Source organism: Mucilaginibacter sp. PAMB04274, assembly GCF_039634385.2.
Lineage (GTDB): Bacteria > Bacteroidota > Bacteroidia > Sphingobacteriales > Sphingobacteriaceae > Mucilaginibacter.
In genome coordinates, this window is the sequence record NZ_CP155081.2 from 883,080 (window position 1) to 906,067 (window position 22,988).

Annotated in this window: 23 protein-coding genes and 1 riboswitch; of the genes, 9 read left to right on the forward strand and 14 right to left on the reverse strand. The window is 43.9% G+C overall.

All coding sequences use genetic code 11. The features are described from left to right. Entirely contained in the window at positions 1 to 897 is an 897-nt protein-coding gene (locus ABDD95_RS03700) for a hypothetical protein (protein ID WP_345950552.1), read from the reverse strand. Beyond that, positions 878 to 1,843: a stage II sporulation protein M gene (locus tag ABDD95_RS03705; RefSeq protein ID WP_345950553.1), complete on the reverse strand. Its 966-nt coding sequence runs from the start codon at positions 1,841 to 1,843 to the stop codon at positions 878 to 880. Before ABDD95_RS03705 ends, ABDD95_RS03700 begins: the two co-directional genes overlap by 20 nt. 92 nt (positions 1,844 to 1,935) lie before the next feature. Between ABDD95_RS03705 and ABDD95_RS03710 the strand changes: the two genes are divergently transcribed. Further along, positions 1,936 to 2,685 (forward strand): RDD family protein, encoded by a 750-nt coding sequence (locus ABDD95_RS03710; RefSeq protein ID WP_345950554.1) that lies wholly within the window; start codon positions 1,936 to 1,938, stop codon positions 2,683 to 2,685. On the opposite strand, the gene ABDD95_RS03715 is transcribed toward ABDD95_RS03710, so the two are convergent. Together ABDD95_RS03715 and ABDD95_RS03720 are read right to left on the reverse strand one after the other, a co-directional pair. Next, positions 2,675 to 3,064 (reverse strand): DUF2752 domain-containing protein, encoded by a 390-nt coding sequence (locus ABDD95_RS03715; protein WP_345950555.1) that lies wholly within the window; start codon positions 3,062 to 3,064, stop codon positions 2,675 to 2,677. The genes ABDD95_RS03710 and ABDD95_RS03715 overlap by 11 nt on opposite strands. Before the next feature lie 3 nt (positions 3,065 to 3,067). After that, positions 3,068 to 3,376 carry a CD225/dispanin family protein gene (locus ABDD95_RS03720; protein WP_345950556.1) on the reverse strand — a complete coding sequence of 103 codons (309 nt, stop codon included), beginning with the start codon at positions 3,374 to 3,376 and terminating at the stop codon, positions 3,068 to 3,070. 96 nt (positions 3,377 to 3,472) lie between these two features. On the opposite strand from ABDD95_RS03720, the gene ABDD95_RS03725 reads away from it, so the two are divergent. Beyond that, positions 3,473 to 4,900: an L-serine ammonia-lyase gene (locus ABDD95_RS03725; RefSeq protein WP_345950557.1), complete on the forward strand. Its 1,428-nt coding sequence runs from the start codon at positions 3,473 to 3,475 to the stop codon at positions 4,898 to 4,900. A 246-nt stretch (positions 4,901 to 5,146) separates the two neighbouring features. Here ABDD95_RS03725 and ABDD95_RS03730 read toward each other — a convergent pair whose 3' ends face one another. The 3 genes from ABDD95_RS03730 to dcd form a co-directional block, all read right to left on the reverse strand. Next, positions 5,147 to 5,428 (reverse strand): ATP-dependent Clp protease adaptor ClpS, encoded by a 282-nt coding sequence (locus ABDD95_RS03730; RefSeq protein ID WP_345950558.1) that lies wholly within the window; start codon positions 5,426 to 5,428, stop codon positions 5,147 to 5,149. 73 nt (positions 5,429 to 5,501) lie between these two features. Continuing rightward, entirely contained in the window at positions 5,502 to 8,222 is a 2,721-nt protein-coding gene (locus ABDD95_RS03735) for a TonB-dependent receptor plug domain-containing protein (RefSeq protein ID WP_345950559.1), read from the reverse strand. Between the two features lie 93 nt (positions 8,223 to 8,315). After that, on the reverse strand, positions 8,316 to 8,852 hold the full coding sequence (dcd, locus tag ABDD95_RS03740) for a dCTP deaminase (RefSeq protein ID WP_345950560.1): 537 nt from the start codon (positions 8,850 to 8,852) through the stop codon (positions 8,316 to 8,318). 75 nt (positions 8,853 to 8,927) lie between these two features. On the opposite strand from dcd, the gene ABDD95_RS03745 reads away from it, so the two are divergent. From ABDD95_RS03745 to ABDD95_RS03755, 3 genes are read left to right on the forward strand one after another with little or no spacing between them, the layout of a single operon-like run. Continuing rightward, positions 8,928 to 9,566 carry a 4'-phosphopantetheinyl transferase superfamily protein gene (locus ABDD95_RS03745; protein ID WP_345950561.1) on the forward strand — a complete coding sequence of 213 codons (639 nt, stop codon included), beginning with the start codon at positions 8,928 to 8,930 and terminating at the stop codon, positions 9,564 to 9,566. 3 nt (positions 9,567 to 9,569) lie between these two features. Continuing rightward, positions 9,570 to 10,301, forward strand: coding sequence for a lipoyl(octanoyl) transferase LipB (gene lipB, locus ABDD95_RS03750; protein WP_345950562.1), 732 nt, complete (start codon positions 9,570 to 9,572; stop codon positions 10,299 to 10,301). Beyond that, a complete protein-coding gene (locus tag ABDD95_RS03755) occupies positions 10,298 to 11,035 on the forward strand; it encodes an SGNH/GDSL hydrolase family protein (RefSeq protein ID WP_345950563.1) in 738 nt (245 codons plus the stop codon). Before lipB ends, ABDD95_RS03755 begins: the two co-directional genes overlap by 4 nt. 161 nt (positions 11,036 to 11,196) lie before the next feature. On the opposite strand, the gene ABDD95_RS03760 is transcribed toward ABDD95_RS03755, so the two are convergent. The 4 genes from ABDD95_RS03760 to ABDD95_RS03775 form a co-directional block, all read right to left on the reverse strand. Further along, on the reverse strand, positions 11,197 to 12,522 hold the full coding sequence (locus ABDD95_RS03760; RefSeq protein ID WP_345950564.1) for a voltage-gated chloride channel family protein: 1,326 nt from the start codon (positions 12,520 to 12,522) through the stop codon (positions 11,197 to 11,199). 27 nt (positions 12,523 to 12,549) lie between these two features. Then, positions 12,550 to 12,616, reverse strand: a riboswitch (Fluoride riboswitch). 77 nt (positions 12,617 to 12,693) lie between these two features. Further along, positions 12,694 to 12,969, reverse strand: a complete 276-nt coding sequence (locus tag ABDD95_RS03765; RefSeq protein WP_345950565.1) for a hypothetical protein — start codon at positions 12,967 to 12,969, stop codon at positions 12,694 to 12,696. Between the two features lie 90 nt (positions 12,970 to 13,059). Continuing rightward, positions 13,060 to 14,199 (reverse strand): TlpA disulfide reductase family protein, encoded by a 1,140-nt coding sequence (locus tag ABDD95_RS03770; protein ID WP_345950566.1) that lies wholly within the window; start codon positions 14,197 to 14,199, stop codon positions 13,060 to 13,062. 78 nt (positions 14,200 to 14,277) lie between these two features. Next, a complete protein-coding gene (locus ABDD95_RS03775; protein WP_345950567.1) occupies positions 14,278 to 15,462 on the reverse strand; it encodes a formimidoylglutamase in 1,185 nt (394 codons plus the stop codon). 77 nt (positions 15,463 to 15,539) lie between these two features. Between ABDD95_RS03775 and ABDD95_RS03780 the strand changes: the two genes are divergently transcribed. The 3 genes from ABDD95_RS03780 to ABDD95_RS03790 all read left to right on the forward strand — a co-directional run bounded on the left by ABDD95_RS03780 (position 15,540) and on the right by ABDD95_RS03790 (position 18,552). Then, a complete protein-coding gene (locus ABDD95_RS03780) occupies positions 15,540 to 16,514 on the forward strand; it encodes an NAD-dependent epimerase/dehydratase family protein (protein WP_345950568.1) in 975 nt (324 codons plus the stop codon). A gap of 129 nt (positions 16,515 to 16,643) precedes the next feature. Next, on the forward strand, positions 16,644 to 17,936 hold the full coding sequence (locus tag ABDD95_RS03785; RefSeq protein ID WP_345950569.1) for an HAD-IB family phosphatase: 1,293 nt from the start codon (positions 16,644 to 16,646) through the stop codon (positions 17,934 to 17,936). Between the two features lie 130 nt (positions 17,937 to 18,066). After that, positions 18,067 to 18,552 (forward strand): universal stress protein, encoded by a 486-nt coding sequence (locus tag ABDD95_RS03790; RefSeq protein WP_345950570.1) that lies wholly within the window; start codon positions 18,067 to 18,069, stop codon positions 18,550 to 18,552. A 128-nt stretch (positions 18,553 to 18,680) separates the two neighbouring features. Here the strand turns inward: ABDD95_RS03790 and ABDD95_RS03795 are convergent, their stop codons facing one another. Next, complete coding sequence (locus tag ABDD95_RS03795; RefSeq protein WP_345950571.1) at positions 18,681 to 19,748, reverse strand: branched-chain amino acid aminotransferase; 1,068 nt, start codon at positions 19,746 to 19,748, stop codon at positions 18,681 to 18,683. Positions 19,749 to 20,020: 272 nt separating this feature from the next. Between ABDD95_RS03795 and ABDD95_RS03800 the strand changes: the two genes are divergently transcribed. Continuing rightward, entirely contained in the window at positions 20,021 to 21,178 is a 1,158-nt protein-coding gene (locus ABDD95_RS03800; RefSeq protein WP_345950572.1) for a TlpA disulfide reductase family protein, read from the forward strand. Between the two features lie 108 nt (positions 21,179 to 21,286). On the opposite strand, the gene ABDD95_RS03805 is transcribed toward ABDD95_RS03800, so the two are convergent. Beyond that, positions 21,287 to 22,471, reverse strand: coding sequence for a M20 family metallopeptidase (locus tag ABDD95_RS03805; protein ID WP_345950573.1), 1,185 nt, complete (start codon positions 22,469 to 22,471; stop codon positions 21,287 to 21,289). After that, complete coding sequence (locus ABDD95_RS03810; RefSeq protein ID WP_345950574.1) at positions 22,468 to 22,953, reverse strand: SPOR domain-containing protein; 486 nt, start codon at positions 22,951 to 22,953, stop codon at positions 22,468 to 22,470. Before ABDD95_RS03810 ends, ABDD95_RS03805 begins: the two co-directional genes overlap by 4 nt. Positions 22,954 to 22,988: the final 35 nt, after the last annotated feature.

Consider the following 22,988-nt stretch of genomic DNA (forward strand, 5'->3'; position numbering starts at 1 on the left):
TTAATATTCTTCGGCTGGTAAATTACTGTCGGGGTTGTGAGTGCCAAACTGATTGATACGATCTATAAGGCCAGATCCTTCTTTAACCTCCGTTAAATTATAGTAACAAAAGCCCAGGGCAATTAACGGTAACACATATAATATTTGTCCGGCTTGTTGTATTAACGAAATAACAATAAGTAAAGGAGCCGAAGATGCAGCCGTTTTAGTACCATGCGTAAAAAGGTTAACCACAGTGATGATGATAGTAGGAATAGAAAAGATCATGTAACCCACATAAGTAATTAAGCCCATTACGAACAGCGTTCCGAAGGTCAACCACCAGTTCTCTTTAATAATAGTAAAGCTGCGGTTAAAAGCGTAAGTGAAACTCGCATTTTCCATAATCATGATGGGGAACACTAATCCGAATATAGGATACACGTACACGCCGGGTATAATACACGCTGCAGTAGCTAATATTAATAAAATGCTAAGCAGTATAGTGCCGCCTAATACTCTTAAAAAGTAGTATTTAATATATCCCCAAACCTCTTCTGTGGTAGGGGGTACGTTTCCTTTTTGCTTGTACAAAGCCATATAACTTAACACGGTAAGCGTCATTAAAGTGTAGCTAAGCATCATAAACAGCATCGACAAAAGATACTCAATGCCAAAACGATCAAGAGGTGAAGAGAAACTTTGTGCTCCGGCTCCGTTAAATAACTCACGTTGCAGTTCAAAAGTCTTAAGCTGCTGCATGGCATACGCCGCAGCGGTGGCCAACATAAACAAGCCGCAAAAGGTAAGAACCACTTTAAAAAGCGGCTTAAAGTTTTGCTTTATAAAAGTGAACGTGTCACTTACTACTTCGCCCAGGTCGCGTTTTTTTGAAAGTTCAATGTTCTGCTGTTGCATGTAAGGTTTTATTTGTATACAATTGGTTAGGATAAATAATTACATACCATACCATAAAAGCCAAGGAGCCGCCCAATATAGTTAGGCTTAACCACAAAGGCATTTCGGTATGGCGGGTTACAAAGCTTTCAAAAAAGCCCGCTGTTACAAATAACGGCAATAGGCCGATAACGATCTTCATGCCATCCTTTGCGCCATTTTTAAAGGATGTGATACGATTATAGGTTTTAGGGAAAAGCAGGCTGTTACCCACAACCAAGCCGGCTCCTCCCGCTATTATAATTGAAGATATTTCGATGGTGCCGTGTATCCATATAACCAGTATAGACTGCCAGCCTAAACCCTTGCTAAAAAAATAGTACTCAAATGAGCCGAGCATGATACCATTTTTGAGTAGAAAGAACACCGTGCCTGCCGAACCAAACACGCCTGCCACAAACGTAACAAAGGATACAAATATGTTATTCATCGTAATGCGAAAGAACATATAGAACTCATTGCTTGATTTGTAAACACCGAATGGATCACCTTTGGCTATGTTCTCATTGGTCATATTTACGTATTCGGGGCCCAAAATGAGCTGTACAAACTGGTCGTCGTACTTGGCAGATAAAGCGCCCAGTAACGAAAAAACGATAAAGAAGACGAAGGAATAAAGCAATGGCTTTTCATGTGTTTTGAAAAGCAGCGGTAACTCGTACTTCCAAAAAAGTTTAAAGCGGTTTTTCTTTACCTTTTTGTTTTTGTAGATAGATTGGTGCAGATTAGCCGCCAGTCCGTTTAAATAAGCTGTTGTTTTTGATTTAGGGTAAAAGGTTTTGGCATAAGCCAGGTCGTCGGTTATTTGTATAAAGCGGTCGGCCAGCTCATCGGGCGTGCCGGTTATACCCTGCTCAAAGGTTTTCCATTTAGCAGTGTTTTGCTTTACAAACAAGGGTTCGCGCATGGGTTAGGTCAATTATTAAATCCGGCTTAAAATAAATAGAAAAACAATAGCTTTCAATTTTAAAATTCAGTTTTGCTTATATATTTGTTAGCATGCAAACCGTTACCATACACACCTCCCAAAATATCGATATTGACTATGAAGTAGCCAGCCTTGGCGATCGTATACTGGCTCGTTTGGTAGATATAGCTTTGTTTATAATTATAATGATTATGCTGGTTATTATTGCCATAGCCAGTAATTATAAAACGCTGGGTGACGTTGTTATTGGGCTTGTAATTGGTACTTATTTTACACTGTATGTGTTTTATGATCTGGCTTGCGAAATTTTTTTGAATGGACAGAGTATTGGCAAACGGGTAATGAAGATTAAGGTAGTAAGTTTAGATGGTGCGCAGCCCAGCATTGGGCAATACTTGTTGCGCTGGCTTTTCCGGATTGTAGATTTTAGCTTAACCTCCGATCTTTGCGCGCTTATCACTGTAGCCGTATCTGACAAAAAACAGCGTGTGGGCGATATTGTAGCCAATACCACGCTAATTAAAACTGAGCCACGTACACAAATGGATCAGGTAGCCTTCGCGCCGGTTGATCAAAGCTATGAGCCTGTTTATAAGGAAGCTACGCAGTTAAATGACAGGGATATAGAATTAATGCATGAAGTAATTAATACTTACATGCAAACCGGCAACACCACGGTTGTGTATAACATGGCCGCAAAAGTAAAGGAGCATTTGAGTGTGGAAACGAAACCATTTATGGACGATCTGCAATTTTTGCAAACCTTAATTAAAGATTATAACCACATTGTTGCCACAAGCAATAGTAATTTTAGTGCTTAAAAGGATAAGTGGGCAAATTGCGGATGATGAAGTAAGCAACTGTAATTACGCCAACCACCACCGGGGTAACCTTGTGGTAAAGTAAAGCCCATTTATGGTCTTTTTTTGTTAGCCAGCTTTTGGTTCTATAACCGGCCTGTATGGCCAGGAAAGGCAAGCTGGCAACTAACAGCAAGTTTTGATGTATGGCACCTTTTACGTCGCCATGCAGCAAACAAAATACCGCCCTTTGCGAGCCGCAGCCCGGGCAATCTAACCCGGTAAGTTTATGAAAGGGGCACTGCAAAAAAAAGCTATACTTTGCCGGGTTGTAATTGTAATACAGCCACAGCAAAAACACAACGGCCAGTGCTGTTAATGCAAAGTATAGCTTTTTCAAATGTTATCTGTATCCGGCCAATCCGCCGCCAATACCTATTACAAATACTAAAATAACATATAATATAATAAATACTATACCAATACCGAAACCGATTTTAGTCCATTTACCGGCAGCCTGCGATGCTGCTAAAGCGCCATTGTAATCGCCGGCATCATAACGGCTGTTTACGCTGGCTGCGTTTACAATGCCTACAATGCCCAATGGCAAGCAGCAAAATAAAGTTACCAGGATTGATTCCACCAGCCAGTTTTTAGGGCGTGGCATAGGAGCCTGTGAGAAAGGTTGCTGAGAAAAAGGAGGTTGTTCCATTTTGAGTGATTGTTTTTGTTTAGTGGCATAAGTTATCTATATAATTTTACTTTACCAATAGCGTTACCAAATTTGCTATATGTAAATTTGCGGTACATGCAACGAGAGCAGATTTCTGTATTTGATATCTTTAAGATTGGTATTGGCCCATCCAGTTCACACACGCTTGGCCCCTGGCGTGCCGCGCAGCAGTTTGTGCAGCTTTTGCAGCAACAGGACGCTTTGAACGAGGTTGTTCAAATTAAAATATTATTGTACGGCTCACTGGCTAAAACGGGTAAGGGGCATGGTACCGATATTGCCATACTGCTCGGCTTAAGCGGGTATGATCCGGTAACTTTTCCGGTAGACCAGCTGGATAACCGCATTGAAGAAATTCAACGTTTACACCAGCTTCAGCTGGGCGGCAGTCACCAGGTTAGTTTTTTTACAGAAGACGACTTGTTATTCTTGTACAGCCAAAGTCTGCCCTTTCATCCTAACGCAGTTACCTTTCAGGCATTTTTAAGCAGCGGCAAGGCTATTTCCGAAACATACTACTCCATAGGTGGCGGCTTTGTAGTTAAAGAGGGGGCCGAAAGCAATTGTGTAACGGAAGTAGATTTACCTTTCCCTATTGATACCGCCGACGAACTGTTGCACTGGTGCCGCAAAACAGGCCTGAAAATATCGGAAGTGGTAATGGAGAACGAGCTGGCTTGGCGCCCCGAGGCTAAAACCAAAGAAGGCGTGCTAGAAATCTTCAGGGTGATTAAAGAATGTATTTACAGGGGATGCCACACAACGGGTTATTTACCCGGAGGCCTGAACGTAGCCCGCAGGGCCGCCGGCCTTAACGGCAGGCTTATTGGTAACCGCGACTACAATAATTTTAACGAATGGGTAAATATGGTACGCCAAACAGGTAACGGTTTTCAGAACATACTTGATTGGGTAAGCTGCTTTGCGCTGTCAGTAAATGAAGAAAATGCTTCATTTGGCCGCGTGGTTACAGCCCCTACCAACGGTGCTGCCGGTGTGATACCTGCGGTATTGATGTATTACATTGCTTTTTGCGATGGCTTTAGCGATGAGCGTATCATTCAGTTTTTGCTGACAGCATCTGAGATAGGATGTATATTTAAAAAAGGCGCCACTATATCGGCAGCGATGGGCGGTTGTCAGGCAGAGATTGGTGTATCTTCAGCAATGGCAGCTGCGGCCTTAACAGAGTGCCTGGGTGGTTCGCAAAGACAGGTATTGATGGCAGCCGAAATAGCCATGGAACATCACCTTGGCCTTACATGCGACCCCATTGGCGGACTGGTGCAGGTGCCCTGCATCGAACGTAATACCATGGGTGCTATAAAAGCCATTACCGCCTCGCAACTGGCCCTACAAAGTAATCCCGACAATGCCAAAGTAAGCTTAGATGCCGTGGTAAAAACCATGTGGCAAACCGCGCTTGATATGAACTCCAAATACAAAGAAACTTCCGATGGCGGTTTGGCCATTAATATACCTATAAGCTTGCCAGAGTGTTAATTATCAGGACACTTAGTGAAGATGGCTAATGGCTGAAGCCTACATTACGGGATTAGTAACGAAAATGGTGACTTATTCATTAGGCTTTGTGCTACCTTTTGGGCATGAATTTTTGTGAAACATCATGAACAAAATGGGTTACCCACTAAATGGGTAAATATGTCCTTATAAAATGCTGAGTGCACTTGTACGGGGACAGAATATAGTTGTATTTAAAGGAGATCGGTCGAAGCTAATTAGAACGGCTTAATCTACTGAAACAGTTAGCCCTTCCTGTTGCAGTATTTTGCGGTAAACTTCCATTTCAGTGAATGAGCCTTCCAGTACGGCGCATTTACCTTCATTATGCACTTTCCAGGCAATTTTTTCAGCTTGCGATTCAGTGTAATCCAAATACTTCATCATACAGTAGATCACGTGCTCAAAAGTGTTCACATCATCGTTCCACAATATAAGGCGGTGCATTTCTTTTAAGCTCGCCAGTATCTCTTCAAGCGTTAGCGTTTCTTCCTGTACTTCAGTTGGCATATCAACGCAAAGATACTAAAAGCCTCAAACTTCAAAGCTTATCCCTTAAAAAACGCTACGCGGGCTATATCCTCTACTGCACCTGGTACCGGTATACCTGCCGCCCAATAAAGCCTTCATCGTTTATGCCTTCAATCACTACGCGGTAGGTGCCCTTGCTGCCTGCGTTGAAGTACTCAAATGAGGCGTTGCCATTACTATCGGTCAGTATGTTCGGAACCCAATGTATAGTTGTGCGCAAATCGGCCAGTACGGTGTTGGTTTTAGGATCATCGTACTTAGGCGCATAAAACTGGCGTGCGCTGTAAAACCCTTTAGGGGTATAAGTCACTATGCCTGGTGAATAGATCTGCGAGGCATTGTAAGCGTATTCTCCGCCACGCTTTGTGTTGATAATAAGTACACCGCCGCCGCCGCGGCTACCGTAAATAGCGGTATTGCCTATGGTACGTAGTACTTCAACACTAGCTACGTTAGATGGAGGGATAGTGGTTAAATAATCGCCTTCTACATAAATTCCATCAACAATTAACTGCATCGGGCTGTTGAAACTGCGGGTAGAATACGGTATGCCATTTCTAAAAATCACACCCAGCAGCCTGCCCTGCAAACATTGATCAATTGTGGCGCAACCCATTTTATCGAGCGCATCACTGGTAATTACCTGGTCGGCGTTACCTGGCCCGTTCAAATTAGAGGAGTTGCTCACCGCCGATTTACGCTTTTCGGTTACGGTAACTTCTTTAAGCATAATGGTATGATTGCCAATGCCATATTTAGCTTCCTCGTCATACTGTTTTTTGCTGTATTTGAGGTAGGATGTAAGGGCAGCTACACTGTTTATTTGTAGGTCGGGCATCCTTTTGCTGCTCATCTTAGCCTGAGATGGCAGATTGTCTAACGCAATCTCCACATTTTTACTGCCCTTAGCTGTGCGGGCCTGTAGTACAAACTTGATACTATCTTTAAATACCAGATTTTTAAACGCAAACTTGCCCTGGCTGTCGGCAACGGTGTCTAATATAAAAGTACCGCCGGCAGTTGTGAGTAACATAATTTTACCGTTAGGTACCGGTTTGCCGCCTGATGTTTTTAAAGTGCCCGATATTTGTAAAGATTTTTCGGGTTGATACAAAGTTGGGGACAATTGGTTAGCCATCAAAGGCTTCCACTCAAAACGGCGATAGCCCTGCGTCATCATTAATATGTCCAAATCAGCGGCAGTTTTTTCAGTAGCTTTAGTAAAGTAGTAGTTGGGTTGCTCAACATAGCCTTTTAAATCAGAGGTTAAGAGCAACTGCGACATAATGCTGGTTTCGGCGGTTTCATCGCTTTGTACCTTCGATTCGTCAATTACCGCAGCTGAAAAGACACCCACTACGGGCTTACCACCGTTATTGCGTGCATTTAAGCTGATCTTAACTTTTTGGCGCGGTGCCGAATTAGGCTGATCGGCGTTTACACTCAGTTTAAGCAAATCGTCCTGGCGCTGTACAAAGGCAATGCGCTCGTTCAATGGTTCTCCTGTAGCCGAGAACAATGTGAACTGTGCAATCCCTGATGGAAATTTACTTTTCGGTATCACAGCGCTAAAGGAATTTGATCCCGCATTGTTGCGGGCCACATAGCAAACCGCTCCGGATGATTGCGCAACTAGGTATACATTTTTGCTATCTACACCGGCAGCTCCGTTTACCCGTACACTTATGCTGGCTGTATCGTTATTATTTACTGTAAGTACATAGCCTTGTGGTAAAGCCTGAGGTAAGGTAATTGTATTTTGTGAGCCGTCGGGGTAAGTGATTTGCGCTTTATAAATTTTACCGCTTTGTGGTGTTATGGCAAATATGCCCATACCTAAATGGCGCGTGCTTATAACAGCCAGTTCCTGATTGTCATTATCAGTAACAGTACCTTTGATCTCTACGCCCAGTCCGTCTGGTCCAACAGCCTTGAACGCAATCCTTGAACGCAAGCCATTCACAAGGTTGCCGCTTTCAGGAAAAAACTGAACATCCACCTGTCCGGAGGCCGAACTAAAGCTGATGGTTTTGGTAACGGTCTTTTTATCGGCCACCTTAATATTGGTCACAATACTACCTGATGATGTTGCCGCAGGTGTTGTGTTAAGGAAGCTTACCGCCAGGTTACCTTTATCATCAGTTACGCCTTTACTTTTTAAAATTTGTTTGTTGTTGAGTTTAACCGCATAACTAACTTCTTTGCCGGCGTAAGGCGCGTTGTCCAGATCAACATAATTTATGTTAGCATCTACCTTTTGTGCACCGTTGGCTTTAGTATAGCTATAGGTAGCTTTAGTAAAAACCGTATTGGTTGCTGCGTTGCCTATAGCTATGTTTTTCTCAAAGTAATAGTCTGGCCCGGCGTTGCGCATCCAGTTGGTGTAAGCTCTTATGCGGTAGTTGCCTTCCTGTAGGGTATCGCTCAGGGCCAGATCGCCCCAGGTAACGCCGCTGGTAACCGGCAACTTAATCCATTGTTTAACTGAGTCCTGCTCATCAAGCAGTTCCACATTCAAAGCACCGCTCAGGGCCGATAGCCGGTGTTCGGGGCCTACGGTTATATAAGCCTTTAGCCAAATATTGTCGCCAACGCCATAGTAAGGCTTGTCAAGTTGCAGGTAAACTTTTTCTTGGGGGTGGTCACTTGTCCATTTTTCAAGCTGGTCTACAATTTTCTTAATGATAGGATCATCATCAAATTTAACAAAGCCTGTAGCTGCAGCCGTTACAGCCAGTATAACCAGGCCGGCAAATATTTTTTTGAGGTTCATTTTTATGAAGGCAGGGTATATGCGTTTGCGTACTTAAAGAATAACAAGCAAATTGAGGTTAAGTTACTTAGTTATAACCTAATAACGTATAAATTAGAATTTATTTTTCCACATCATACTTTCAACCGGTCTTGTAGTAGGATTGTTATATTTAGCGTTGCCTTTAGTGTTATAAAGCGTTTCTATATCGCCTTCAACCGCAAAATAAATAAGCTGGCCAATGGGCATTCCTGCATAAATGCGCACAGGTTGTGCTACCGATATTTCGAGGGTCCAGGTGTTGCAAAAGCCCACATCGCCTTTACCTGCTGTGGCATGTATGTCAATACCCAGCCTGCCCGTGCTTGATTTTCCTTCCAAAAAAGGCACATGCTTGTGTGTTTCGGTATACTCCACCGTTACGCCCAAGTACAAGGTGCCCGGTTGCAGCACAAAGCCTTCCTTCGGAATCTCAAACTGGTCTATCTCATTATGTACTTTAGCATCCAGCACCCTGTTACGGTAAGTGGCCAGGTATTTACCTAAATGCACATCGTAAGAGTTTGTGCCCAGGCACTCACGCTTAAAGGGTTCAATAATTATACTGCCTTTTTCTATTTCCTCTAAAATACGTTTGTCTGATAAAATCATTTTGGGGTGACGGCTTGCACCGCCTAAATTATAATTATTTAAGCTAATTTTGCGCTCTGTTTTTTAATTTAACATATGGCCATAGCATTCAGAAAGCAGGTTGATGCCGATACCGAAATAGCCCTTTGGCGCATAGAGGAAGATGCTGATACGCTGTACCATAAACTACAGCTAAACGAGCAGGAAAAGGCTTATGTTGATCAGTTGGCTAATGGGAAAAGGCACCTGCACTGGCTGGGTACACGGGTGCTGCTGCGCACCATGCTCAATACTACTAACTATATTGATTGCCGCATTGATACTCACGGTAAACCCTATCTATATGATATGCCTTACCATATCTCACTCAGTCATTCGTTTGATTATGCTGCCGTGATGATAAGCAAAAGCCGACCGGTGGGAATAGATATTGAGCAGATTAAGCAAAAAGTGGAGCGCATAGCACCTAAGTTTTTGCGCCATGAGGAACAGGCTGCTATTGATGCGGATAACAAGATTGCTCACCTTTATGTGTGCTGGTGTGCCAAAGAGGCCATTTACAAATGTTACGGACAAAAGGAAGTGTCGTTCTTAGATAATATTGCTTTAGAGCGTTTTCCGTTTACCGCCGAAGGTAGCCTGCAAGCGCATTTACATAAAGGCGAACTGCACATAGATTATAAAGTTGATTTTTTGCAGTACGAGGATTACATGATTGGTTACGTAAAAGCATAAACCATGAAAAACAAGAGGGTAGAATATCAGGATTGGGGACTGATAGATTATAAAGAAGCCTGGGATAAACAGGAAAATTTGTTTTCGGCCAGTGTGCAACTTAAAACACAACTGCGTAATAAACAGTTGGCCGTTGCGGCAGGCCAAGAACCGGAAGATGATATTCTGACACCCAATTACCTCGTGTTTTGTGAGCATCCGCATGTTTACACCTTGGGCAAAAGCGGCAAGGCCGACCACTTGTTGCTTGATGAAGCAGGTTTGAAAGAAAAGAACGCTGTTTATTATCCCATAAATCGTGGTGGCGATATTACCTACCATGGCCCGGGACAGTTGGTAGCCTATCCTATATTGGATCTCGACAATTTTTTTACGGATATTCACCTTTACCTGCGTACCCTCGAAGAAGCTGTTATAAACACATTAGCTCATTACGGTATAACAGCTGGCCGCTACCCCGGTTACACGGGCGTTTGGCTGGATGCTGATAATGAGCATGCCCGCAAAATTTGTGCTATGGGCGTACGCTGCAGCCGTTGGGTTACTATGCACGGGCTGGCACTTAACGTAAACGCCAATCTCGATTATTTTAAAAACATTGTACCGTGTGGCATTGAGGATAAGGCTGTAGCCTCTTTAAACCAGGAGCTGGGCCGCGATGTAGATTTGAATGAAGTAAAAAAAATCCTAAAGCAGGAAATTTCCGTACTTTTTGGTATGGAGATTTTTGGATGAGAAACCTGAGTTTAACCCTGCTAATAATAACCGCCCTGATGGGCTGCTCCGGCAAAAATATGGACGATGTACAATATGGATCAGTGCCAACCATAATACCCGGCACAACCTTTACCGGCGACGGCTCGGCTGTAAGCTACCTCGCCTTGGGCGATTCCTACACCATTGGCGAGTCTGTACCCGCTGCGCAGTCATTCCCGTATCAGCTGAGTGCTGCGCTTAATAAAGCTAATTATAAAGCGGCCCAACCAGTTATCATAGCACGAACAGGATGGACAACTGATGAGTTGATTAACGAAATTAAAGCGCAGAACATTACCCGGAAGTTTGACATAGTTACGTTGCTTATTGGCGTTAATAATCAATACCGCAACTATAATATTAATACCTACCGTACCGAGTTTGTGCAATTGCTGAATACTACTTTAATATATGCCAACGGCAATAAAAAGCGTGTATTTGTTATTTCCATTCCTGACTGGGGTGTTACGCCTTTTGGCCAGGGGCGTGATATGACCCAGATAGCCAAAGAAATTAATGCTTACAATGCCATTAACAAGGAAGAAAGCGACAAAGCGGGCGTAAGCTATACTAATATTACGCCTATATCACGCCAGGCCATTGCCGACCCTACGCTGGTTGCTGGCGATGGTTTACATCCGTCGGGTAAAATGTATATGTTATGGGTAGATATGCTGGTTAACGAGGTAGCAAAGAATTTGCAGGTTAAATAGCGCTCAGTGTTTCGAGCAGCAGCAGAAAGTCTTATTTAAAATGTAATTTGTACATCATACCTAAGAGACTACCACTTGGCTATCGCTCCTTATATGTAATAAAATAGGATTAAAAAGTATTTGCCGTTCCTGAATTATAAATTTTGATTTTGGTGATGAACTTAGTTCTTCTTGAAAAGTCCGTTCATTAATCTGTCACTTCCATCCACACTATATTTTTCCACGCCTTTACGTTGTGCGCTGTAGATGCCTGTATCGCCGCTAAAAAAATAGGCGGTAAAGCAGGCCACCGCAAAAAGCAGGGCGTGCTGGCTGCCAAATAGCTCAATACCCATTATGGTACAGGCCAACGGTGTGTTTGATGCGCCGGCAAAAACAGCTATAAAGCCTAAAGCTGCAAACAAGCTCTCAGGTGCGTTAAATATATTGGCAAGGGTGTTGCCCAACGTGGCACCAATGTAAAAAAGGGGGGTAACTTCGCCACCCTTAAAGCCGGTGCCAAGTGTAATGGCGGTATAGATAAGTTTCCACAACCAGCTAAAAAAGTGTGCCCCACCTTGCTCAAAGGCCGATACAATGGTTACTGCGCCGGGGTATTCGGGTTCTACCCCCAAGCTTAAATAATCGGGCTTACCTAAGAGGAGCGTGAGCAAGATAATGATTATGCCACCCACAGCCGGAATCATCCAGCCTGTTTTAATGAAGTTGTTGGCTAATGTTTTAATCCCATGTACGGCTTTGGCAAAAGCATAAGCCGCTAATCCAAAAAATACGGATGAAACTATAACCTTTACAAGCAACCAAAAGTTAACGGCTATGTGATGGCCATAAATGGTTTGGCCTGTGGTTAAATATCGAATATGGTAGGTGGTATGCTGCACGCCCCAGGCTGCTACAGTAGCATCACCTATTAAACCGGCTATAAGGCAGGGGATAAGCGCATTGTATTGAATGCGGCCTATGGTAACTACTTCCATGGCGAATATAGTACCTGCCAGCGGCGTACCAAACACGGCACCAAAGCCCGCTGCTACGCCTGCCGTAAGCACAATGCGCAAGTCTTTAGCGTTGAGTTTAAACAAGCTGCCAATCCAGTGCGCTATGCTGCCGCCTATCTGTACGGCAGTGCCTTCGCGCCCGGCCGATCCGCCAAACAAGTGCGTAATTACGGTGGTTGCCAAAATAAGTGGAGCCATGCGCTTAGGAATACCGGCTCCCGGCTCGTGTATCTGGTCAATAATCAGGTTATTGCCCTTTTCAGCAGACTGACCGTAAAGCTTATACAAAAAATGAATAGCAATACCCGCAAAAGGCAGTAGATATAAAAGCCAGGTATGTGCAAAACGATAATGAATGCTCCAGTTAAGCAGCCACAAAAATAGGGCAACCATGCTGCCCACAGCTACGGCCACCGGAATAGTTACGATCGTCCAACGGAGTAAATACTGTAAGGCCGAATAATGCCTGGAAGAAAAAAGTTTATACATAAACCTGCAGTGCCATAAATTACAATTTACCGGGCAGGCGTCATCAGCTTTTGCAAGCGGTTCAATTAGGTGGAGCACCATCACCTTTTGGTATAACGCAAATGTATAAAATTGCCTTACTTATCTCAAGTAGTTAACTTGAAGAAGGAGCTAAATAGATAGAAGTTATACTTATGGTTTTGGTAGGTAAGGTAGTTCCTGAACAGGCAAGGGTGAACCTATCGACCAGTTTTCCAGATCATGTACTGCCATAAAAACGTAATCAGGGTAAGTGGTATCGGGCATGTAGGGCTCCAGGTCTTTTAATCGCAATAAGTCTGCCGTCAGGCTGTCGTAATCAACCGGGAATGGAACAATCAAGATTTCCTGTATCGTTAAACCGTTATGTTCTTCGCCTATTAAGTGCCGGCTTTCGTCTAGTAATATTTCAGCTTCTTCAAAGGTCATTGCGCTTAAGTTTTTTGATAATAACGTAAGCAATTTAAAAAGAGAATGTTTGCAGTAATGTATGCGCTTTGCGTTACGGACAGTTAAAAACTACTTCAACAACAGTTCAATTAACTTGCCTTCCAACGCTGCGCCGCGAAGGTTTTTGCCTACAATCTTGCCATCAGGATCAATCAAAAAGTTTTGCGGTATGGCGTTCACATAATACAGCATTGCTGCTTCATTGTTCCATTCTTTAAAATCACTCACCTGGGTCCAATCTAAATTATTTTGCTTGATGGCATTTAACCAGGCTGTTTTATAAGTGGCTTTATCAAGCGATACGCCCAGAACGGTGAACTTTTTGTAATACTTTTCATAAACCCTAACCAGGTTTGGGTAACTCTGTAGGCAAGGTTCGCAGTTGGATGACCAAAAATCGAGCAGTACATATTTGCCCCTTAAAGATGATAACTTAATCGGGTTTCCGGCGGTATCTGGCTGGGTAAAATCGGGTGCTGTAACACCAATGGCGGTTGCCCTTAATCCAACAAACGACTGCTGCAGTTTTTTACCTGCATCGGTTTCTTTAAGCTTTGTGGCCAGGTTGTTATACAAAGGCTCAATAACAGACAAATCTGCCGATGGCCCACCCATTGAGCTTAAGGCCATCAGGCTTAAATAACTGTCGGGATGCGCAATAATGAATGTTCTGAGCGCGGCCTCCCGCTCTTTTTGAATAGCTTGAAACTTATCTTGCAAAGTATTCTGATAAACGGCCGAACGTTGCATGTCGGCCGTGGCTGCGCGCTGCTCGGCCTGCAGTTGTTGCCCTTTTAGGTATATGGGGGCCATGGCTGTACTCAATTGCTCGTTATCGGCATTTATGGCTGAACCCGTAATTTGCGTGTTGGAGATGGAGTCGGCTCCGGCAATGTATATATTGCCTTTTTCCAGGTAAAAGCTCAGTACGTCATCATCTGGCTTAAAACCTTTAAAACCTGCTCCCTTGTGGTCAACCAGCATAAGTGCGCTAACCGGCGCCGGTATTTTGCCCGTGAACTGAAAACTGCCATCAACCAGTACGGTAGAGTCGAGCACTTTTTTATTATTAACCAGGTAGCTCAAATATACCCTTAAAGGAGTTTTAACCGTATTGAGCCGGCCGTTGACTATAAACGTCTCGGGCGTTTGTGCCGATAATAACAAGGGAGACAGAATAGCTATGTACAGGAAAAACTTTTTAAGCATGCTTGTTAAAATGAATATCTAACGGACGGGCATAGCTTTTGGTATAAGTGTAATCATCCGTTAATAAGTAAGATGCGTTTAAGCCAGCTTTTGGTAGGTCCGCCACCATAAATCGGGCATTTCTCCGTTAATGGCCGTCGTGTAATCTTCATAGCGGCAGGGCACCAGGTGGTAGCGCTCGTTGAGTGAGCCACCGGTAGGATAGGGCACCTGCATCCACCAGCGGTCGGTCTTTTTGCTTTTTACAAACACAATCTCGTGTTCATCGTGCCTAAGCGTAGTTTTATATACCAGGTACTGCGATTTGGGTTGCAGCGGAAAATCCATTTTACGGTTGTAAAAGCCGTCAATGAAATACCATACCATTTCGGCCAACAGCATAGCAGTTTGTCCGTTGCTGTCATAAGCCGGGTTAAATTCGTAAAACCCTATAGAGCTCAACTTGTCGTTAAAGCCGGCGTACCGGCACATCTGGCAGGCTTCTTCGCCATAAAAACCGTTAGGCGTGGCGTTGGCATTGCCCATCGCATCTGATGAACGTACGGCGCCAATATCAAAGCTTATTGCGTTGGCATTGCGTATAACAGGCTCAGTAACACTAACGTTGCCCATCAATTCGCCCAGGCGGTGCACATCAAAAAACAGGTTGTCCATTACGCGCAGGCTATCCTGGCTCACAAAATAAGTTTGGTACCCCAGGTTGCTGAAATTAAACAAGTAATTAGGCTCGTGCAAAAATATCTTATTGAGGTAGGAGTGTGATGTAGTGGAATCATCCTGCTCCATATCGGCTTGTTCATCTAAGTCAAAATGCGAATCGATAACCACCATATCCACTTTTTGCTCCATCTCTTCATAAGCGAGGTATTGGGCATAGGTAAGATCCTGCCCACCACCTAAAACTATGGCTACTATATCCTGTTTCACCAGTTCGGCTAAAACAGTTTTAAGGGCAAAGTAGGTGTCGTTTATGCTGGCGCCGCGGCGTATATTGCCCAGGTCGTATATTTTTGATTTGTAGTCGCCCTCGTGCAGGTTGTACAGTTTTTCACGAATATAGTCGGGCCCCAGTGCACAACCCGGATTGCCCACGGCATTGCGATCATCCTGAACACCAAAAACTACCAGATCGGGCCTTTGTTCCAGGTCCGGAAAGTATTGGGTATAGGTTTCAATCTTATTACCCAATTGGCTGGGCTTATAACCCTCGCTCGGCGCAATTTTGTTTAATTCAACCGGGGTAAAGAAATCCGCTAATGACATATCCGTGCTTGCAAAAAGTTCAAATATCCATTTTTTAAATTAAATTGCGCTGTTTTAATAAAAACTAACCCTCATAGATGATTCTGGTTACCGGCGCAACAGGTTTTGTAGGTTCCGTACTGGCCCGACAGCTGGTTGAGCAAAATATTCCCATCCGATGTATTAAGCGCAGTACCTCTGTTACGCCCGAATTTCTGAGACGTTTTAGTCATTTGATAGACTGGCGGGAAGCCGACTTATTAGACAGCACTACCCTGGAGGATGCTTTTGAAGACGTTACTCATGTTTACCATTGTGCCGCCTGGGTATCATTTAAGGAAGCCGATAAGGCTCAAATGATTAACACTAATGTGAATGGTACCGCTAATGTTGTAAACCTGTGCCTGGATAATGATGTACGGCTGCTGCATGTAAGCTCAATAGCCGCCATAGGGCAGGCCAAGCCCGGCGAGTTGATCAGTGAGAAACATCACCTCGAAGAAACGCCGGCTAACAACGGATATGCCATCTCCAAACTGGAAAGCGAGATGGAAGTTTGGCGCGGTATTGCTGAAGGGTTGGATGCCGTAATTGTAAACCCGTCGGTAATTATAGGGCCTGCTGCAGGTGTTGATGGCAGCGGTAAAATATTTGAAACAGTACGCCGCGGCCTGAAATTTTATACCCGCGGCAGCTGCGGCTTAGTGGATGTGGAAGACGTAGCCCATTGTATGATTATGTTGATGAACAGCGATATAACAGCCGAGCGCTACATTATAAATGCCGAGAACTGGACGTTTAAAAAACTCACCCAAACCATAGCCCAATGTTTCCAGATAAAGCCACCCGCCACCGAGGCCAAGCCATGGATGCTGGAACTAGCCTGGCGCAGCGCCGCATTTGTAGCCACGCTAACAGGTAAAGACCCCTCACTGGATAAGATTGCCGCCCGCTCTGCTACTGTTGAGCAAAACTACGATAACAGTAAGATTAAAAAAGCAACTGGCCTGGAGTTTAAATCTGTGGCAAATACCATCAAAGAGGTTTGCGAGGCGCTAAAGCTGGCTAAGTAGTTGAATGGATAAGGGGCTGATTAGTTCGATATTTTATTTATTCTATTCAATATTGCAAGCTTTAACCAGGGAACCACTTGCCATTTAACCACTCAACTAATCAACCAATCTGCTATATTTGCCGCAACCATGGGGCAATATTATATTATAGATTTTGATAGCACCTTTACACAGGTTGAAGCGTTAGATGAACTGGCGCGTATCAGTTTAAAAGATCATCCCGGGCGGGAACAGATTTACCAGCAGATTGAAGATTTAACCAATGCGGCAATGGAAGGCAAGCTTTCCTTTGCTGATAGTTTGGAAGGGCGTATTAGACTATTAAGCGCTAACCGCGAGCATTTGAGTCAACTGGTGAAACATCTTCGTAAAAAGGTGTCGCCTTCTTTTTCCCGTAACAGTATGTTTTTTAAAAATCACCAGGACGAGGTACTGATCGTATCGGGTGGTTTTAAAGAATTTATTACTCCTGTTGTAAGCGAGTATTATATTAAAAAAGAAAATATATACGCCAACACGTTTGAGTTTAACGAGCAGGGCGACATTATAGGTTACGACCGCAGCAATCCTTTATCACAAGAAGGCGGTAAAGTGAAGCTGCTTAAAGAACTTAATTTACAAGGCGAGATCCATGGCATTGGCGATGGCTATTCAGATTTTCAGTTGAAGGAATCGGGTCTTATTAAAAAGTTTTTTGCTTTTACGGAGAACATCGAACGTAAATCGGTAGTGGAAAAGGCAGATCACGTAACGCCCAGCCTCGATGAGTTTTTATACATTAATCGCTTGCCCCGGGCTATATCTTACCCTAAAAATCGTATAAAGTGCTTGGTGGTAGGTAAGGTTGAAGAAGAGGCGCTGGTACAAATGCAAAAGGAAGGTTACAATATTCGCCATCATGACGAAATAAAGGAATCCTATTTGCAGGAGGCCGGTGTTTTACTTTGCGATGAAGCTCACCAGCCCACGCCCGAGCAATTACAGAATGCAGGCCGGTTAAAAGTAATAGGTTGCTTTGGCAAAGTTAACAGCAGAAAAGTGATGGATGCTGCCTGCGAAAATGGTATCATTATTTTTGATGATCCGAAGCATAATCCGCGTAATGCTGATTTTATCCCTAAAAGGGTTATAGCCTTCATGAACGAGGGTAAAACCCATACCAGTTGTAATTTTCCTGATTTGCAGCCACCCCGTATTAATAATGCACACCGGTTAATACACATTCACAAAAATGTACCGGGTATACTTGCCAAGATAAACGAGGTTTTTGCTCGCCATAATATTAATATTGTAGGAGAGTTTCTGGTTACTAACGCACAAATTGGTTATGTAATTACCGACGTAAGTTCCGGCTACGACGAGCAGATACTCAGCGAACTGAAAGCTATAGAAAATACAATTAAATTTAGGCTGCTATATTAATAAGTGTATAGAATCGAGATAAAAGCGCAGTTTTGTGTTCATAATCTCGATTCTGTACACTTGCCTCTCTAAATAAAAACATATCCTGTTTCATCTGTTATAAAGTAATAAAACCGTAAAACCTTTTAGGATGGAAACTACCCGAATATTGATAGGTATAGATGAAAGCAAATATGCCGACTACGCTGCCGAGTATGGTTTTAACCTTGCCCGTAAACTGGATGCCGCTGTAGGTATTGTAAATATTATAGAGCCTGTGCCTGCCGTGGTTTCGCCCATGAATGATACCACTTTTGGTTTGCCTTTTGAAGGTACTGCCGAAATAAACACCGTTGAAATGATGAATACTCAAAACCAGGCAGCCGATAGCTTACTTGGACGTATTGTACAAAAATATGGTACTGACTTGCAGGTAACCCAATACACCGACTACGGCTCGAGCGCCGATGGTATTGTGAACTGCGGCGCTCAATTTGGCGCTACCTTGATTGTGATAGGCACCCATCACCGTAGCGGATTCGACCGCTTGTTGATGGGCAGCGTGGCTGAAGAGGTTGTTCGTAAATCAAAGGTTCCGGTATTAGTTGTTCCTTTGAACGAAGCAGAGACCGTATAATTTGACATGATTTATTAGCTTTTTGCCAGGTGTATTGGCTACAAGGCTTGAGCCACTTGCTATAATACAACAAAAAAGGCGTTTCTATCAAAAGAAACGCCTTTTTTGTTGATGCACGTATTGGTGTTTTATACCATATAGTTCCAGCCATGCGTATCTGCTATACGGCCGTAGCGGAGGTCGTTCAGGGTATTAAATACACGGTTAGAGAATTCGCGGGTAGCAGGATCGCTCAATGTATATTCTTCGCCTTCAAAGTTAAAGGCACCAACAGGGGCAATGGTAGCAGCTGTTCCGGCGCCAAAGGCATCCGTTAACTTGCCGCTACGGGCACCTTCCAAAATTTCGGTAATAGATATGCGGCGCTCTTCAACTGTAATGCCCCAGTCTTTAGCCATTGCAATTACGGTATCGCGGGTTACACCATCCAAGATGGTATCGCGGGTTGATGGCGTAACCAATTTGCCATCCAACAGAAACATAACGTTGGCAGCACCCATTTCTTCTGCATACAAATGTTCTTTGGCGTCGGTCCAGATCAACTGGTCAAATCCTTCTTCAATAGCCCGGCGGGTAGGCAACATTGCGCCGCCATAGTTGCCGGCTGCCTTGGCGTAGCCAAAGCCACCTTCGGCCGAACGTGTGAAAGTAGTTTCGAATTTTACGCGCAGTGGCTTGCTGAAGTAAGGACCAACAGGGCAGGTTAAAATTACGTATTTATAAGTTTTTGAGGGAACAACACCCAAAAACGGATCGGTAGCAAACATAACCGGACGAATGTACAGCGAGTGATTGTCGGCGGTAGGGATCCAATCGCGCTCTACATCAACCAGTGCGGCAATGCTTTGTACAAAAAGTTCTTCGGGCATTACGGGCATGCACAAGCGCTCAGCAGATTTGTTAAAGCGGGCTGCGTTCTTATCCGGACGGAAGACAGAGACCTGTCCGTCGGCATGTTTGTAAGCTTTTAGCCCTTCAAAAAAGGCTTGTCCGTAGTGCAATGATGAAATAGCCGGGCTCATACCTATTTCGCCGTAAGGCACAATCTCGAAATTTTTCCATTCGCCGTCGGCATAATCGGCCACCAGCATGTGATCGGTAAAAGTATGTCCAAATACTAACTTACTAAAGTCGGTTTGCGCCAGGCGCGATTGGGCAGATTTGGTTATCTTGATGTCAAGCGTTTCAGTAGTCATGGCCTGATATATTTTAAGTAAAGTGGCAATTTATGATTTTTTGCATGAATTGGCTACTCTAACTGAAAATTAGCAGCTTAATACCTCATGGTACTGATAGATGAAATGCATAATGCCGAATTTGTAATGGGCCTGATATATACAAGCTTGTAATTGTTAATATTATAAAAGCAGTTAAATGGTTGTAATTGAGGTAGCACAATATTAGATTTGTAATAGGGCATTTGGAATTTATACACCTTTCAATTGGTCATAAAAAGAATTAAGCAAACATGAAAAAAATAATAATAACCGCCCTTGCTGCACTACCAGTTGCGGTAATGGCACAGGCGCCTGCCGGTACTTTTACCGTAAAAGGGAAAGTTGGAAACTTAAGTGCGCCGGCTAAAGCTTACCTTGAGTATCGTGCGGATGGAAAAACCATCGATGATTCGGTGACGCTTAAAAATGGTGAGTTTCAATTTAACGGTACGGCTCCAGCAGCTCCGGTACAAGCTTATTTGTTACTCAACCCGGCGGGTAATGGTTTAAATAAAAGCCGCGACTATCAGTTAATTTACCTGGAGAAAGGAACAATTACTGTGCAAAGCAAGGTTGATACCATGAAAATGGCAACAGTAAGCGGTACGCCCACCAACATGGATAATCAGGCTTTTAGAGATGCCAACAAACCAGTGAATGATATTTATGCAGCTATGAATGCCAAAGCAAAAGCTGCAACTCCTCAACAGCGCGAATCGGCAGAATTTAAAAAGGAAATAGAAGCCATGGATAAAGCAGCTGATGAAAAGTCAGAAGCTATTACCAAGGACTTTGTAAAAAGCCATCCTAAATCTGTAATGAGCTTGAACCTGTTGCGCAATATTGCTTACGGTGCCGATTATGCTGAAATAGCGCCGTTATACGCTGCTTTGTCGCCATCAGTAAAATCCAGCGAAAGCGGTAAAAAGTTCGGTGAACAATTGGCTGGGATGAAAAGGGTAGCCCTTGGCGCCACTGCTCCTGATTTTGCCATGGCCGATACCAGCGGAACGATGGTGAAGTTATCATCTTTTAGAGGTAAGTATTTACTGGTTGATCTGTGGGCATCATGGTGTGGCCCTTGCCGTCATGAAAATCCAAATGTGGTACGTACGTTTAACAAATACAAAGACCGTAATTTTACTGTTTTAGGCGTATCTCTTGACAGACCAGACGCTAAAGCCAAGTGGCTGGCGGCTATTCAAAAAGATGGTTTAACGTGGACTCACGTATCTGATTTGAAATATTGGGAAAATGCAGTAGCAAAAGCTTGGGGTGTACAAGCTATACCGCAAAACTTTTTACTTGACCCTAACGGAAAAGTAATTGCCAAAAATTTACGGGGCGATGCTTTAGATGCTAAGCTAGCCGAGGTGTTAGCTAAGAGTGATAAAACGAAAGCGGAGTAAAATCATATAGTAAAAAAACAACAAAGGCCTTTTGATATTTATCGAAAGGCCTTTGTTGTTTAAGAACAACTTTATACGGCGCCACTAAGTGGTATTTGTTTACCGTTATTAATTTCCTAACTGCTTTAATGCCATATAAGCCATCAGGCCGGTACTTACTGTTAGTGCGCTTTCCTCCACATCAAAAGTCGGCGTGTGTACAGCTGATGTGATGCCGCGGCTTTCATTACGGGTGCCCAGGCGGTAAAAGCAGGCGTCGGCTACTTGTGAGTAGTAGGCAAAGTCTTCGGCAGCCATCCATATATCCAGGTCCAGCACATTTTCTTTACCTAAATAATCTTCAGCATAGCCACGTACCGATGCAGTTAGCTTTTCTTCATTAATCAGGAAAGGGTAACCTCGCATGATGTTGAACTCGCAGCTGCCGCCCATGCTTTCAGCAATGCCTTCAGCCATTTTTTTCATGCGGATATGAGCTTCACTGCGCCACTTTTCATCCATGGTACGGAAAGTGCCCTCCAGGTAAACCTCGTTAGGGATAATGTTGGTAGCGCCGTTGGCAATCACTTTACCAAAAGATAACACCGATGGGCTTTTAGGATCGGCAAACCGGCTAACTACTTGTTGTAGTGCGGTAAGTATATGGGCAGTAATAATTACCGGGTCAATATTTTGCTGTGGCTGTGCACCGTGGCCGCCTTTACCCTTTACGGTAACGTAAATCTCATCGGTGCTGGCCATGTATTTGCCCGCCCTGAAACCTACCTTGCCCGCATCAATAAGGGGCATTACATGCTGCCCTAGTACGGCTTGCGGTTTGGGGTTTTCCAATACGCCCTCCTGTATCATCAGGTTGGCTCCGCCAGGCAGCTTCTCTTCAGCTGGCTGGAAAATAAGTTTTACAGTACCGCCAAACTGGTCTTTTAGGCTGGTTAATATAGTGGCCGTACCCAACAATGATGAAGTATGCACATCATGGCCACAGGCATGCATTACACCGGTGTTTTGCGATTTGTAAGGCACGTCATTAGCTTCTGTAATAGGGAGGGCATCCATATCTGCACGCAGGGCTACTACCTGGTCCGACGGCTTGTTTCCTTTCAGTAGCCCTACAATGCCATTATCTGCCATGCGTACATACGGAATGTTCAGCTCATCAAGCTTTGATGCCACATAAGCTGATGTTGCCACTTCATGGAATGAAAGCTCGGGATTGGCGTGCAGGTGCCTGCGGTTGGCTACTACATCCTTAAATATCTTTTGCGAGAGTTCCTGTATTTGTTCCTTCATCATTGCGGGGTGGTGTTTGGATCTAATTTGGGCAAATTTATTTTTTCTGATAAAATATAAAGCGGGCTAAATATTCCCTTTAACTCTTGCACCAGTTTAGATGCCTCCAGCCGGGAACGGAAATCGCCGCCTTTTACCTTAAAGTTAGGCTCTTTATAATTAATATACGTGCGCAATTCGGGGTGCAGCTGCTGAAATTTGTTTTGTGCGTTAAAGGCGGCTTTGCGATTTGGCCCGCTAAAGAACTGTACCCGGTAGCCGTAAGCCGAAATACCGCTCCGGGTAGCTTTGCCGGTGCCTTTGTTTTTACTGTACCGGTGCGCAATTAAAGAGTCAATGCGCGGATCTTTTATTATCTCCAGCTTTCCGCGCTGCTGGGTTTGAGCCTGGGCAGGCAGGTATAACGCAAGGCAAATAAAAGTTATTAAGCATACGCTAGGGTTAAGCTTCAGATAACGTTTAACAAATGATTTCCCTCTATCCATTTTTTACAAAAAATGCTGTTTACAGGCTTGTGTTC

Bases quoted from the DNA above. Each gene is read 5' to 3' on its own strand.
- ABDD95_RS03735 (WP_345950559.1), bottom strand. From the start codon at position 8,222: ATGAACCTCAAAAAAATATTTGCCGGCCTGGTTATACTGGCTGTAACG.
- ABDD95_RS03700 (WP_345950552.1), bottom strand. From the start codon at position 897: ATGCAACAGCAGAACATTGAACTTTCAAAAAAACGCGACCTGGGCGAA.
- ABDD95_RS03800 (WP_345950572.1), top strand. From the start codon at position 20,021: ATGAAAAAAATAATAATAACCGCCCTTGCTGCACTACCAGTTGCGGTA.
- ABDD95_RS03725 (WP_345950557.1), top strand. From the start codon at position 3,473: ATGCAACGAGAGCAGATTTCTGTATTTGATATCTTTAAGATTGGTATT.
- ABDD95_RS03770 (WP_345950566.1), bottom strand. From the start codon at position 14,199: ATGCTTAAAAAGTTTTTCCTGTACATAGCTATTCTGTCTCCCTTGTTA.
- ABDD95_RS03805 (WP_345950573.1), bottom strand. From the start codon at position 22,471: ATGATGAAGGAACAAATACAGGAACTCTCGCAAAAGATATTTAAGGAT.
- ABDD95_RS03730 (WP_345950558.1), bottom strand. From the start codon at position 5,428: ATGCCAACTGAAGTACAGGAAGAAACGCTAACGCTTGAAGAGATACTG.
- ABDD95_RS03810 (WP_345950574.1), bottom strand. From the start codon at position 22,953: ATGGATAGAGGGAAATCATTTGTTAAACGTTATCTGAAGCTTAACCCT.
- ABDD95_RS03795 (WP_345950571.1), bottom strand. From the start codon at position 19,748: ATGACTACTGAAACGCTTGACATCAAGATAACCAAATCTGCCCAATCG.
- ABDD95_RS03710 (WP_345950554.1), top strand. From the start codon at position 1,936: ATGCAAACCGTTACCATACACACCTCCCAAAATATCGATATTGACTAT.
- ABDD95_RS03745 (WP_345950561.1), top strand. From the start codon at position 8,928: ATGGCCATAGCATTCAGAAAGCAGGTTGATGCCGATACCGAAATAGCC.
- ABDD95_RS03775 (WP_345950567.1), bottom strand. From the start codon at position 15,462: ATGTCATTAGCGGATTTCTTTACCCCGGTTGAATTAAACAAAATTGCG.
- ABDD95_RS03780 (WP_345950568.1), top strand. From the start codon at position 15,540: ATGATTCTGGTTACCGGCGCAACAGGTTTTGTAGGTTCCGTACTGGCC.
- ABDD95_RS03720 (WP_345950556.1), bottom strand. From the start codon at position 3,376: ATGGAACAACCTCCTTTTTCTCAGCAACCTTTCTCACAGGCTCCTATG.
- ABDD95_RS03755 (WP_345950563.1), top strand. From the start codon at position 10,298: ATGAGAAACCTGAGTTTAACCCTGCTAATAATAACCGCCCTGATGGGC.
- dcd (WP_345950560.1), bottom strand. From the start codon at position 8,852: ATGATTTTATCAGACAAACGTATTTTAGAGGAAATAGAAAAAGGCAGT.
- ABDD95_RS03760 (WP_345950564.1), bottom strand. From the start codon at position 12,522: ATGTATAAACTTTTTTCTTCCAGGCATTATTCGGCCTTACAGTATTTA.
- ABDD95_RS03765 (WP_345950565.1), bottom strand. From the start codon at position 12,969: ATGACCTTTGAAGAAGCTGAAATATTACTAGACGAAAGCCGGCACTTA.
- ABDD95_RS03785 (WP_345950569.1), top strand. From the start codon at position 16,644: ATGGGGCAATATTATATTATAGATTTTGATAGCACCTTTACACAGGTT.
- ABDD95_RS03790 (WP_345950570.1), top strand. From the start codon at position 18,067: ATGGAAACTACCCGAATATTGATAGGTATAGATGAAAGCAAATATGCC.
- ABDD95_RS03705 (WP_345950553.1), bottom strand. From the start codon at position 1,843: ATGCGCGAACCCTTGTTTGTAAAGCAAAACACTGCTAAATGGAAAACC.
- lipB (WP_345950562.1), top strand. From the start codon at position 9,570: ATGAAAAACAAGAGGGTAGAATATCAGGATTGGGGACTGATAGATTAT.